This window comes from Candidatus Methylomirabilota bacterium, from assembly GCA_035936835.1.
Classification (GTDB): Bacteria; Methylomirabilota; Methylomirabilia; order Rokubacteriales; family CSP1-6; genus AR37.
The window spans coordinates 1-12205 of sequence record DASYVT010000071.1 but is presented as its reverse complement, the minus strand read 5'-3'; the positions used below and the strand labels follow the sequence as shown (position 1 = coordinate 12205).

13 protein-coding genes are annotated in these 12205 nt (G+C 66.4%); 7 read left to right on the top strand and 6 right to left on the bottom strand.

Translation table 11 applies throughout. The features are described from left to right. The 5 genes from VGV06_06445 to VGV06_06425 form a co-directional block, all read left to right on the top strand. On the top strand, positions 1 to 872 hold an 872-nt coding region (locus VGV06_06445), incomplete at its 5' end, for an ABC transporter substrate-binding protein (GenBank protein HEV2054798.1). Between the two features lie 186 nt (positions 873 to 1058). After that, entirely contained in the window at positions 1059 to 1517 is a 459-nt protein-coding gene (locus tag VGV06_06440) for a PIN domain-containing protein (protein HEV2054797.1), read from the top strand. 67 nt (positions 1518 to 1584) lie between these two features. Further along, on the top strand, positions 1585 to 1719 hold the full coding sequence (locus VGV06_06435) for a hypothetical protein (GenBank protein HEV2054796.1): 135 nt from the start codon (positions 1585 to 1587) through the stop codon (positions 1717 to 1719). A 76-nt stretch (positions 1720 to 1795) separates the two neighbouring features. Next, on the top strand, positions 1796 to 3154 hold the full coding sequence (locus VGV06_06430; protein ID HEV2054795.1) for an adenylate/guanylate cyclase domain-containing protein: 1359 nt from the start codon (positions 1796 to 1798) through the stop codon (positions 3152 to 3154). Positions 3155 to 3473: 319 nt separating this feature from the next. Further along, positions 3474 to 3773, top strand: coding sequence for an antibiotic biosynthesis monooxygenase (locus VGV06_06425; GenBank protein HEV2054794.1), 300 nt, complete (start codon positions 3474 to 3476; stop codon positions 3771 to 3773). Positions 3774 to 4214: 441 nt separating this feature from the next. Here VGV06_06425 and VGV06_06420 read toward each other — a convergent pair whose 3' ends face one another. Further along, a complete protein-coding gene (locus tag VGV06_06420) occupies positions 4215 to 4814 on the bottom strand; it encodes a hypothetical protein (protein ID HEV2054793.1) in 600 nt (199 codons plus the stop codon). A gap of 219 nt (positions 4815 to 5033) precedes the next feature. Between VGV06_06420 and VGV06_06415 the strand changes: the two genes are divergently transcribed. After that, on the top strand, positions 5034 to 5909 hold the full coding sequence (locus tag VGV06_06415) for an MBL fold metallo-hydrolase (protein ID HEV2054792.1): 876 nt from the start codon (positions 5034 to 5036) through the stop codon (positions 5907 to 5909). A gap of 79 nt (positions 5910 to 5988) precedes the next feature. Then, entirely contained in the window at positions 5989 to 6921 is a 933-nt protein-coding gene (gene cysK, locus VGV06_06410; protein ID HEV2054791.1) for a cysteine synthase A, read from the top strand. Positions 6922 to 6964: 43 nt separating this feature from the next. On the opposite strand, the gene VGV06_06405 is transcribed toward cysK, so the two are convergent. The 5 genes from VGV06_06405 to VGV06_06385 all read right to left on the bottom strand — a co-directional run. Then, positions 6965 to 7372, bottom strand: a complete 408-nt coding sequence (locus VGV06_06405) for a hypothetical protein (protein HEV2054790.1) — start codon at positions 7370 to 7372, stop codon at positions 6965 to 6967. 302 nt (positions 7373 to 7674) lie between these two features. After that, positions 7675 to 8670, bottom strand: coding sequence for a tripartite tricarboxylate transporter substrate binding protein (locus VGV06_06400; GenBank protein ID HEV2054789.1), 996 nt, complete (start codon positions 8668 to 8670; stop codon positions 7675 to 7677). Further along, positions 8667 to 10196, bottom strand: coding sequence for a tripartite tricarboxylate transporter permease (locus tag VGV06_06395; GenBank protein HEV2054788.1), 1530 nt, complete (start codon positions 10194 to 10196; stop codon positions 8667 to 8669). Before VGV06_06395 ends, VGV06_06400 begins: the two co-directional genes overlap by 4 nt. Beyond that, positions 10197 to 10640, bottom strand: a complete 444-nt coding sequence (locus VGV06_06390; protein HEV2054787.1) for a tripartite tricarboxylate transporter TctB family protein — start codon at positions 10638 to 10640, stop codon at positions 10197 to 10199. Between the two features lie 167 nt (positions 10641 to 10807). Continuing rightward, the coding region (locus VGV06_06385) for an efflux RND transporter permease subunit (GenBank protein ID HEV2054786.1) at positions 10808 to 12205 on the bottom strand (1398 nt) is incomplete at its 5' end.

Here is a 12205-nt window from a genome sequence, read left to right as displayed (position 1 = left end):
TGGGCGCCGAAGTCGGCATATTCAAGAAGCAGGGACTGGATGTGAGCTTCCCGGCCATCGAAATAGGTGGCCCCGAGGCGGCCGCAGGACTGATGCGCGGCGATTGGGAATTTTGTCACACCGGCACCCTTCCGGTTGCGGAGAATTGTCTCAACAGCGGCGACGTGGTCGCTCTGCTCAGGAACACTCTTTCACATGTATCCGAATTCGTCGCGTCGAGGCGCGAGCTGACAACTCTCGGCCATCTCGCCGGGAAGCGGGTGGGCGTACTCTCGGATGCCTACTCCGGGCAAACCGGAGTGAGAACTCGCCTCACGGTGGAGAAAGCGGGTGTCACGGCGACCTATGTGGGGTTGGGCACGTTCCAGAACATCTACACGGCCCTGGCTAAAGGAGACATCGATGCCGGTGTCCTACCCATTCACATGCGCTTTTCCGGTGAGAGGCAATCTGGCTGGAACGTTTTTGAATCGGCTGGCTTTGGAGCCGACGTCCCATCTGTTTTGGCCACCACGCGAAAATTGATTGCCTCGAACCGCGACCTCGTGATGCGCACGGTGCGAGGGTACGTCGAAACCATTCACGCTTTTAAGACCCAACCCGATGTGTTTGTCCCTGTGCTGCAACGGTTCCTGAATATCAGTGACCGGAAAGTCGTGGAAGACTTGCACAAATCCTACGTACCGTTGTTTCCACAAGCCCCACGAGTGGCGTTGGCGGGAGGGTTGCAGTCCGTAAGGGATACATTTTCCAAGAAATATCCGGCTGCGCAAAAGCTGCAAGAGTCGGACATTGTGGATTCGTCCTTCATCGATGAACTGGAACAAAGCGGGTTCATCCAACGCCTGTATGCCGGCGACATCAAGCGCTGATGCACGGGGAGCGGGGGTCGGGTGCGAGCGCGGTGTCAGGTTTTGCAATCACGCATCCAGCCTAACTTTAGTTCGAGCGGACGCGCATAAAGCCGCGCGCGGCTCAACAAGACGTTAGGCAGACGAAGGCACTGACGATGGAGAACGGGTCGAGTGCGTCATCCTGACTGCGAGTAGAATGCGACCATGAAGCCTCGGATCTACACGGACACCTCCGTGCTGGGCGGCTGCGAAGACGACGACTTCCGCGAGCCCTCTCGCCGTTTGCTTGAGGCATTCGTGGGTGGAGAGCTGACTCTTGTGCTGTCCGAGCTCACTTTGCGCGAACTTGAGACCGCTCCCGAGGGGGTCAGGATAGTCGTCGGGCGAGTGCCGCAGGCGTACATCCAGCTCCTCTCGCTGTCCCCAGAGGCGGAGGAGCTCGCGGCAGCCTACATCAAGGACGGAGCTATCGGCCCACGCATGCGAGCGGATGCCCTGCACATCGCCCTCGCCACCGTGGCTCGAGTGGACGTCCTCGTCAGTTGGAACTTCAAGCACATCGTCAACCTGAAGCGAATCCATGCGTACAACGCCGTCAACCTCAAGAAAGGATATCCTCTCCTTGAGATTCGAACTCCCCGGGAGGTCCCAGGCGATGAGTAAACCGTCTTCAAAGACTTTCGATTGCGTCCAGAGCATGCGCCAGATTCGGGACAGGATCAGCGCAGAGGTGGCCGACATGAGCTACGACGAACTGGCCCAGTGGCTCAGGGCGCATCAGTACTCGGACCCTTTTCTGCAGCGGCTGGCAGAGAAGGCTGCCCAACAAGCCGATGCAGCGGGCGACGCTTCGCGTCGCCACTGATCGCCGACGTTCGGCGCACGGAACCGATGACGCCAGCGAATTGCTGTAGTCGGCCATAGATGGTCTGGAGGCTGCCATGACGACTTTCCCAGAGACGAAGTACGCGAAGAGCGGCGACTACCACATCGCATATCAAGCAATTGGCACAGGGCCTCTTGACCTCGTCTTCATGCACGGGTGGATATCGCACATTGAGCACATGTGGGAAGAGCCCCGCGTGGCGCGGTTCCTGGACCGCCTCGCGTCCTTCAGTCGCCTCATCTTGCTGGACAAGCGGGGAACGGGGCTCTCGGACCCGGTCCCATTGGATCGGTTGCCCACCCTGGAAGAGCGGATGGACGACGTTCGCGCTGTATTGGACGCCGTCGGATCAACACGGGCCGCCTTTTTGGGAACCTCGGAGGCGGGCGCACTGAGCTTGCTGTTCGCGGCGACGTATCCATCGCGAACCACGGCACTGGTGCTTCTCAACTCCTATGCGCGGCTCGCGCACGCGCCTGATTACCCTCAAGGGATCCCGGCGGAGCAAGCCCAGGGACTGCTGCAGGCGATCGAAGAGGGATGGGGCAAGGGCGTGGCGTTTGAGGCTCTGGTGGCCAGCCAGGCCGACAACGCGTCGATGAAGAGCTGGTGGGCCCGGTACCAACGCCTGGCAGCCAGCCCCGGCGCGGCGGTGACGCTTCTCCGGAGCGCATTTGAAACAGACGCGCGTTCAGTTCTGCCCGCGATCACGGTGCCTGTACTCGTCCTGCACCGCGCCGGCGATCCCTTCACAGGGCCGGAGCACGGGCGCTACCTGGCGGAGCGCGTTCCCGGCGCGAAGTTCGTCGAGCTGTCGGGGGTTGATCATCTGTTCTTCGCCGAGGACATGGATCCCCTGCTCTCGGAAATCCAGGAATTTCTGACTGGAGTTCCCGAGGCGCGGGAGCCCGACCGGGTGCTCGCGACCGTCATGTTCGTCGACATAGTGAGCTCCACAGAGCACGCGACGCGGCTGGGTGATCGACGGTGGCGTGACGTTCTGGACCGCTACTACGCGATTGCGCGGCGCCAACTCGCGCGCTTTCGAGGGCGGGAGATCGACACGGCCGGCGACGGACTGTTCGCGACCTTCGACGGCCCCGCGCGCGCCATTCGCTGTGCCAGGACGATCGCCGACGAGGTCGGCGTGCTGGGGATCGCCGTTCGCGTGGGAATCCATTCGGGCGAGTGCGAGGTCATCGGCGACAAGGTCGGGGGCATCGCTGTCCACACCGGGGCACGGATCGCGGGTCAGGCAGGCCCAAGCGAAGTGCTGGTATCGAGCACCGTCAGGGACTTGGTTGCCGGGTCCGGCATTCGTTTTGAAGACCGGGGCCGCCATCCGTTGAAGGGAGTACCAGGCGAGTGGTCGCTGTTCGCTGTGGCCGCCGACCTCAGGCAGACCTCGGCATGACGCTGCGACTTGTCCAGAGCGCGACTGAGGCGCAAGCGCATATGGGTGTTAGTCGTGGTACGGTGCGCCGAACATCGCAGTGCAGCGGACCGGGTGCTTGCGATGCTCGTACTCCAGCCGCTGACCGCCGGCGTTCGACGGCGATGAACCGTTCAGGTCTTGTCCGGGTCGCTTCGACGCAGGAGGAAGATCGGTGAGGGAGGAGGAACATTTTTCGCGCTGCTCGCCTTGCCAGGAGCGATCACGACCTTGCCGTGTGGACCTTCTGGTTCATCACAGATCGGCACTCTAAAGCGAACACCCAGCAGGAGGAACGGGCATGATCATGCGGATTACGTGGGGAAAACTCCGGCCCGGCTCATGGGATGACTTTGAGAAAACGTATCACGCCACGGTGGCAGCAAAGGGGCGTCACATCACGGGGCTTCGCGGGCGGTGGCTCTTGCAAGATACGGACGATAAGGATACCGGGTTTGCAGTAAGTTTGTGGGAAAGCGCTGCGGAGATGCAGGCGTATGAGCAGAGCGACCTCTACCGACAAGAGTTTGCACCTGCGCTTCAGCCCTTTTTTGTCGGTGACTACAAGACCTATCGCTGTGAGGTCAAGTATATGCAATAGGGGCCGGCGCGGCGATCGCGAACTCTCGGTGGCCCCCTTGTTTCGGCTCGACCGAAACAGTGGCGTGCGAGCGTCGAACTTCAGGTTGCAGCGGACCGGGGCTCGCGTTGCTCGCGCCCGGCCGCTGAGCGCAGCGCTAGCCAGCAAGAGGCAACATGCTTGTGATGGTCAACGCCGTATCAGCGGGCTCCGAGCACAGGATTGGGTGGGAGAGCTTACAACCCGATGGCTCGATCTCCGTCGGCTTGGCGGACCGCGCATTCATGTCGCCTCGGTTTCATGCGCGGCAGTTTCTGTGGAACGCCTACAACAGGGTTACCATTCAGTACCTTGTCCCGCACAGCCTGGAACGGTTGCGTTCCGTCACGAATCCGCATTAAGCTCAGCCGGCGTCGGCGAGCCCCCTTGGTGAGCGCTCATGCCGACGCCGGCTGCCGCGGCCTACGAGTCCTCTTCCGATGCGGCCGCGTCTTCCGCGCCGCCCTCCCCAGAGCCTCCGCGCTGTCCCCCCCGCGTCGGCCGGAGGCTCTTCAGCTTCTCGCGCTGCTCGGACGTGAGCTGCGCCTTGGCGGCCTCGGCGGTGCGGATGGCGGCGATACGCCCGTCACCCTTGAACTTCTCGATCTCGCGCACCTTGGCCTCGATTTTCCCCATGTCCACGGGATCGCTCCAGCGCAGGCTCATGAGGTCGAGCTTGGCAATTTGCAGATCTGCGTGGCGCCGGATCGCGGCGCGCCGGGAATCCATCCCGAGCTTCCGAAACGAGTCCACCTGCTGAGTCGTCAATCCGAGCTCCTGCCGGTTCATCAGGACCATGCCGACGAAGGAGGGCCTGCGGTGATCGTGGCGGTGCCCGAAGCTACGCTGCCACCCGCCGGGGCGTCCCGGGGCCTGCATCCCTGGACGGTTCCCCCCGCTGCCCATTCCGTCATAGTCCGCCTGCAGCATCTCTGGGGCGGCTTGCACCGTCTCTGAAGCTGCCGGCGCCATGTCGGGTGGCTCCGCCCCCACTGGCATGGTCAGCCCGAGCATCAACGCCAACCCTACGAGCATCCCTGTCGTTCGCATGACGTCCCTCCTCATCGTGAAATTGCATCGCAGGCCCCCGCATCTGTTCGGGCCTGCTCGAACCCAAGCGTGCCGCGGGCGTGTGAAGGCCGTATGTGGCGAGTGTAAACGAATGTGAAGCGGCGGGGGCGGTTCGCGTAGAATCTGGCCGCGGCTGGGCGGACGGATCACGGATTGACAGGGAGGACTCCAATGGACAGGCTCACGGTCGGCGGCGCGGTCCTCGACCGCATCGAGGAGACGGTGGACACGAGCTTCACCGCCGAGGGCTTCTTTCCCGCCTTCGACCCGGAGGCGCTGCGCCCGCACATGTCCTGGCTCGCGCCTCGCTATTACATTGCCGAGCGCGGGGCCCTCGTGTTCAGCATGCACAGCTGGATCGTGAAAACCGGGCGCCACACCGTGCTCATCGACGCCTGCATCGGCAACGGCAAGGACCGGATGCCGCGCGCCCACTGGCACCGGCTGAACACCCCTTTCCTCGAGCGCCTGCGGGCGTCGGGCACGTCGCCGGAGGATGTCGACTACGTGATGTGCACGCACATGCACGCCGATCACATCGGGTGGAACACCGTGCTCGAGGACGGCCGCTGGGTTCCGACGTTCCCGAGAGCCCGCTACCTCTTTTCGCGAATAGAATACGAGCACTGGACGGCGCACCCTGACCCGAGCCCCATCCGCCGCAACGCGTTCAACGACAGCGTGCTGCCCATCGTGGAGGCGGGGCGCGCCGACATGATCGAGGACGGACACGAGGTGGACGGCACGTTCCACGTCGAGCTCGCGCCCGGGCACACGCCCGGCAACGTCCACATCCGGCTCGCGTCGAACGGCTCCGAGGCGGTGTTCGCGGGCGACGTGGTCCACCATCCGATCCAAGTGTATCGCCCGGACTGGAGCACCGTCGCGTGCATCGATCCGGCCGCCTCCGCCGCATCCCGCCGCCGGCTGCTCGAGACCTGCTGTGAGCGCGGGGCGCTCCTGCTGCCCGCGCACTTCCCCGCGCCTCACGGCGGCCACGTGCGGGACGCGGGCGGCGGGTTCGCGCTCCGGTGGCTCGCGGCGTAGGCCGGGCTTCCGGTTCCGTTGAGTTACCATAGCGGCTTCTGCGGCCTTGGGCGGCACGTGAGCCAAGAGGAGGAGATCCGTGCGAATCGCGAATGATGTCACCGAGCTCGTGGGCAACACACCCCTGGTCCGGCTGCGGCGCCTGACGGAGGGCTGCCGGGCCGAGGTGGTGGCCAAGCTCGAGTTCTACAGCCCGGCCCACAGCGTCAAGGACAGGATCGGCGTGTCCATGCTGGACGCCGCAGAGAAGGCGGGCAAGATCAAGCCCGACACGATCATCCTCGAGCCGACCAGCGGCAACACGGGCATCGGCTTGGCGTTCGTCTGCGCGGCCCGCGGCTACAAGCTGGTGCTGACCATGCCGGATACTATGAGCAGGGAGCGGAGGTTGATTCTCAAGGCGTACGGCGCCGAGCTGATCCTGACGCCGGGAATCGAGGGCATGGCCGGGTGCATCAAGCGGACCGAGGACCTGGCGGCGACCGACCCGCGCTACTTCATCCCCCAGCAGTTCACGAACCCGGCGAACCCCGAGATCCACCGCAAGACGACGGCGGAGGAGATCTGGCGCGACACCGACGGCAAGGCGGACATCCTGGTGGCGGGCATCGGCACCGGGGGGACCATCACCGGGGTTGGAGAGGTCCTCAAGGCGCGCAAGCCCGCGTTCAGGTGCGTGGCGGTGGAGCCCGACGCATCTCCGGTCCTGTCCGGAGGGCAGAAGGGCCCGCACCCCATCCAGGGCATCGGCGCGGGCTTCGTCCCCGACGTGCTCAACACGAAGATCTACGACGAGGTCGTCCGGGTGAAGAACGACGACGCCTTCGCGACGGCCCGCCGCTCGGCGCGCGAAGAAGGCCTCCTCGTCGGCCCCTCGTCCGGCGCGGCCATCTGGGCCGCCGTGGAAGTCGGGCGCCGGAGCGAGAGCGCGGGGAAGCTCATCGTCGTGATCATCCCCTCGTTCGGCGAGCGCTACCTGAGTACCGCGCTCTTCGCGGACCTGGCGGACTAGGCCACCCGGCGCGGGGAGGGCCGGGTGGCGAACGACCGCTTCGTCACGATCCCTGGCCGCGTCTCAGGGAGCGGATGAGGCCGTCGAAGGCCGCCCGCTGGGCCTCGATCGTCGCGCGCGGTCCCATCGCCCGGAAGAACCAGTTCGCGTCGGGGCCCTGGGCGATGGCGCCCAGGAGCATGTAGTTCGGCCGCTCGGGGCCCGCGGGTCCGCCGGGCATGCCGGAAGCAAAGGTACCCGTGACCTCCACGAGGACCACGGCGATGTCCCCCACCTTGATCTCGCGCGTTTTCAAGGCGTCCCCCACCGGGCCGCCGTCCGCGCGGTGGAACTGAGACGCCCAGCGGGCCGCGTTCGACTTGGCGTCGCCGCCCTGCCCGGGCCCGAAATAGAAGACCACGCATTCGGCCGTGCCGCCGGGACCCGGGATGCGGTACTGGGCGCGGCGCATGGAGGACGATGGCGCTTCTTCCGTCCATCCGGAGGGCAAGGTCCATGTGAGCGCCTGCCTCGCGGTGCCGCTACCGGGAGCCGGCGCGGGAACGGAGGGAGGCCCGCCGGATCCGTCCGTGGGCGGATGACCGGGGGGGAGAGGGCGCGTTTGCGCGTTGCCCGTCGTGGAGCCGCCGAGCAGGACTGCTACCACCGCCAGGAGCACACCCAACGCCGTGATGCGATCGCCGAGCATGGATCCCCCCAATCGGTTCTGGAGTCGAGGTATCGGACGCGAGCCTGGCACCATAACCCGTCTCTTCATTTCTGCTCGACGCGGCCGACCTTGCGGACACCTTCGGCGAGCCGGTGCGCGTCGGCCTCGAAGAACTTCTGGAACTCCGCGCCCTGCTTGAAGGCGATCGGGGTCTCGAGCTTGTCCATGGCCGACTTGAAGTCGGGATCGGCCACTCCCGCGCGCGCCGCCTCGCGAAGAGTCCGTAGGACTGGCTCAGGCGTGCCCTTGGGCGCGAAGAGCCCCGCCCAGATATAGAACTCGGCTTCCGGGTAGCCCAGCTCCTTGAAGGTCGGGAGGTCGGGCAGCGCGGCCACGCGCTTGTCGCCCCAGCCGGCGAGCGCGCGGAGCTTCCCCGCCTTGATCTGCGGCAGGACTACCGAGGGTCCCGAGGCGAGGGCGTCCACGTGGCCGCCGAGCAGCGCGGTCAGCGCGGGGCCGGCGCCGCCGTAGGGCACGTGCCGCAGCTTGATCCCCGCCGCGTGGGAGAGGAGCTCCATCGCCATGTGGAGCGTCCCGTAGATCCCCGACGAGCTGTACGAGATCTGGTTCGGCCGCTTCTTCGCGTCCTCGATGAACTCCCGGGCCGTCTTCCACGGGCTCTCGGCGCGCACGACGAGGATCGTCGGGTCGGCCGAGATCAGCGCCACCGGCGCGAACTGGTCCACCGTGAAGGCGGGCGGGCGGCCGAAGAGCTTGTCGGCCTCGGGGATGATCGAGATGCTGGAGAGTGCCAGGAGCAGGGTGTAGCCGTCGGGCTTGCTCGTGGCGACGAACTGCATCCCCACGGCGCCGGCCGCCCCCGTCTTGTTGACCACGCCGACGGGCTGCTTCAGCGCCTTCTCCATTGCCGCCGCCACGGGACGTGCCGTGAGGTCCGCCACGCCGCCCGGTGGGAACGGCACGACGAGGCTGATCGGCCGCGAGGGGTAGGGCTCCTGCGCCGCGGCCGGTTGAATCGGCGCGCCCGCGACGAGGACGAAGACGGCAAGCACGGACAGGATGGGTCGGAGTCGAGTCATAGGTTTTCTCCCTTTTCGTCGAGCGGGATGCGCCGGCGCCAGTCTGGCCCGCGCACCATCCACGAGACCAGGTTGAGGAGCAGCAGGGCGGCGCCGAAAGCCAGGAGCGTGCCGGAGATCGGCCGCGAGACGAAGATCGCGTACTGGCCGTCCGACATCGCGAGGGATTGTCTCAACGCGAGCTCGATCATCGGCGCGAGGATGGCGCCGAGCACGATGGGCGCCGTCTCGAAGCCGAGCTTTCTCAGAATATAGCCGAGCGCGCCCATGATGAGCGCGATCCACACGTCCACCACGCTGCCGTTCACGGCGTACACGCCGACGACGCAGAACATGATGATGGAAGGGTAGAGGAACGAGTAGGGGACGCGGAGCACGTTCACGAAGATGCCCACCATCGGCAGGTTGAGCGCGAGGAGCATCAGGTTGCCCACGTACATGGACGCGATGAAGCCCCAGAAGAGCTCGGGCTGCTGCTTGATCAGGAGCGGACCCGGCGACACGCCGTGGACCATGAGGGCGGCCAGCATCACCGCGGGAATGGGACCGGACGGGACGCCGAGCGCGAGCATGGGCACAAAGGCGCCGGACGTCGCCGAGTTGTTCGCCGACTCGGGGCCGGCGACGCCGGCGACGGCGCCCTGGCCGAACTCTTCGGGATGGCGGCTCAGCCGGCGCTCGACCGCGTAGGAGACGAAGCTCGCGATGATGTGGGCCGAGCCCGGGATGATGCCGATGAGGAAGCCGAGCACGGTGCCGCGGCCGATCGGCATCACGGAGTCACGCCACTCCTGGCGGGATGGCAGGAGCTCGCGCAGCTTCGGCTTGAGGACCTTGGGCGGCACCTCTTGCCCCGCCGTCGCCAGCACCTCGGCGATGCCGAAGAGCCCGACGGCGATCGGCACCACGCCCAAGCCGTCGCCCAGCTCCATCACACCGTAAGCGAAGCGGAAGTAGCCGGACATCTGATCGATGCCGACCATGCCGAGGAGGAGCCCCAGCACGGCCATCGCCAGCGACTTGACCATCGAGCCGCCGCTCATGTACGCGAGGACGAGCAGGCCGAGGAGGAGGAGCGCGAAGTACTCGGGCGGGCCGAACCGGAGCGCGAAGTTGGCGAGGGGCGGCGCCAGCAGCATGAGCGCGACCACGCTCACGGTGCCGGCGATGAAGGAGCCGATCGCGGCGATGGCCAGCGCCGCCCCTGCGCGCCCCTTGCGCGCCATCGCGTAGCCGTCGATGCACGTCATCACCGAGGCGGCCTCCCCCGGGATGCGCATCAGGATGGAGGTGGTCGAGCCGCCGTACATGGCGCCGTAGTAGATGCCTGCCAGCATCACGATGGCGTTGGTCGCGGTGAGCCCGAAGGTGGCGGGCAGCAGCAGGCTGATGCCGGCGAGGGGGCCCACGCCCGGCAGCACGCCGACCAAGGTCCCGACCACGCACCCGATGAACGCGTAGAGCAGGACGGGCGGCTGGAGCGCGACGGAGAAGCCGAGCGCGAGGTTCTGGAGCGTCTCGGCCATCTAGATCCCGAAGGGCCCGCGCGGCAGCGCCACGCGCAGCAGGGTATCGAAGAGATAGTAGGAGCCGAAGGACAGCGCGAAGGCGAACACGGCGGCGGCGAGGAGGCTCTTGCGCTCCACGAGCCAGACGAGGACGAGGAGGGCCGACAGCATGGTCAGGCGATAGCCGAGACGCTCGAGGCCGAGGCAGATGAACGCGCTGACAGCGAGGATCACCAGGGCGTGGCGCGCCTCGCCCCAGCCCACGCCGGCAACGGGCGCGGCGCCTCCGCCCATCGCCCAGACGAGCGCGCCCAGGATGAGCAGGAGCGCCGCCAGGAGCACCGGGAAGTAGCCGGGGCCCGGTTGGCGCCAGGTCCCGAGCGGGAGCGCTCGGCTCTCCCACATGACGAAGAGGGCAAGCAGGCAGAGCGCGCTCCCGCCGATACGATCCGTCGTCAGCATGGATTGGCGGCGAGGGCACGCCCTCGCGGCCGCGCAAGAATATCACGCGAGCCAGGAGGAGTCGATGCGGCCCATGGCCTGGCCTATGCCGGTCAATTTGTCAGGCTCAGCGGTGTGTATCACCGCCCGGTCCGGCCGCGCGCGCTGGGGCCGGGGTCTTTCCCGCGCTAGTCCAATTGCCGACCAGGGGGTTCGCCAGCCTGCTCAGACCCGCGCCGCGCGAAAAGCGCGTAGACGGCAGGCAGGACGAGAAGCGTCAGCGCCGTCGAGGAGATGAGTCCGCCGATGACGACCCGGGCGAGGGGCCGCTGGATCTCGGCGCCGATGCCCTGGCTGAGCGCCGCGGGCAAGAATCCGATGACGGCTACGATGGCCGCGACCATGATAGGTCTGAAGCGGAGCTCGCAGCCCCGGACGATCGCGTCGCGGAGCGGCAGCCCATCGGCGAAGGCGTGGCGGATGGAGGAGACCAGGACCGTACCGTTCAGCACACTGACGCCGAAGACGGCGATGTAGCCGACCGCCGCCGAGATGTTGAAGTTGCTCTGCCAGAAGTACAAGGCGAGCGTCCCGCCGATGAGCGCGAAGGGCAGATTGAGCATGATCAAGAGCGCGTCGCCCACGGAGTTGAAGGCGCCGAAGAGCAGCACGAAGATGATGAAGACGACCAGCGGCACGATGATATAGAGGCGCGCAAGGGCGCGCTGCTGGTCCTCGAAACGGCCGCTCCAGACCATCCGGTAGCCCGGAGGCAGCTTCACCACCGCGTCCACCTTCTGCATCGCCTCTGCGACGAGGCCGCCCATGTCCCGCTCCCGAACGCTCCACTTGACGGAGAGGCGCCGGACGTTGTTCTCGCGGAAGATCTCCGCAAGGCCGTCTGTTCGCGCGAACTCCGCCAGCTGGCTCAGCGGGATGCGCTCGCCGCTCGGGGCGCTCACCGCGACGTTGCGGAGGCGGGCCGCCGGCTCGCCGGGCTGGTTCAGCTTCACCACGAGGTTGAAGCGGCGCTCCTGCTCGAAGATCTCCGTGACGGCGCGTCCCTTGGTGGCGGCCTCGATGGTGTCCTGGATGTCCTGGATGTTGATGCCGTAGCGGGCGGCCGCGCCGCGGTCGATGGCGATCTGGAACTGGGGCTGGCCGATGCAGTGGTCGTAGTCGAGGTCGGCGACGCCGCGGATGTCCTTGAGGACGGCGGCGATCTGCTTGGCGATGCCGTCCATCACGAAGATGTCGGGGCCGTAGAGTTTGATGGCGAGCTCGCCCTTGACCCCCGCCAGCGCCTCATCCACGTTGTCCTTGATGGGCTGGGAGAAGTTGGTGCTTACTCCGGGGATGTCGGCGAGCGCGGCGGTCATGGCCTGGACCAGCTTCTCCTTGTCCTTGTCCTTCTCGGGCCATTCCTCGCGCGGCTTGAGCCCGACGTAGAACTCCGCGTTGTCCGGGGCTTCGGGGTCGGTGCCGTCGTCCGGCGCGCCGAGCTGCGACACGACGACCCGGACCTGCGGAAACCTGAGCAGGCGCTCGCGTATCTCCCGGACATAGGGACGGACCCCCTCGAGCGA

What these genes read in the sequence shown, in the direction of transcription:
- VGV06_06440 (HEV2054797.1), top strand. Translation starts at nt 1,059, where the DNA reads ATGAAGCCTCGGATCTACACGGACACCTCCGTGCTGGGCGGCTGCGAA.
- VGV06_06430 (HEV2054795.1), top strand. Translation starts at nt 1,796, where the DNA reads ATGACGACTTTCCCAGAGACGAAGTACGCGAAGAGCGGCGACTACCAC.
- VGV06_06425 (HEV2054794.1), top strand. Translation starts at nt 3,474, where the DNA reads ATGATCATGCGGATTACGTGGGGAAAACTCCGGCCCGGCTCATGGGAT.
- VGV06_06415 (HEV2054792.1), top strand. Translation starts at nt 5,034, where the DNA reads ATGGACAGGCTCACGGTCGGCGGCGCGGTCCTCGACCGCATCGAGGAG.
- VGV06_06405 (HEV2054790.1), bottom strand. Translation starts at nt 7,372, where the DNA reads ATGCGCCGCGCCCAGTACCGCATCCCGGGTCCCGGCGGCACGGCCGAA.
- VGV06_06400 (HEV2054789.1), bottom strand. Translation starts at nt 8,670, where the DNA reads ATGACTCGACTCCGACCCATCCTGTCCGTGCTTGCCGTCTTCGTCCTC.
- VGV06_06395 (HEV2054788.1), bottom strand. Translation starts at nt 10,196, where the DNA reads ATGGCCGAGACGCTCCAGAACCTCGCGCTCGGCTTCTCCGTCGCGCTC.
- VGV06_06390 (HEV2054787.1), bottom strand. Translation starts at nt 10,640, where the DNA reads ATGCTGACGACGGATCGTATCGGCGGGAGCGCGCTCTGCCTGCTTGCC.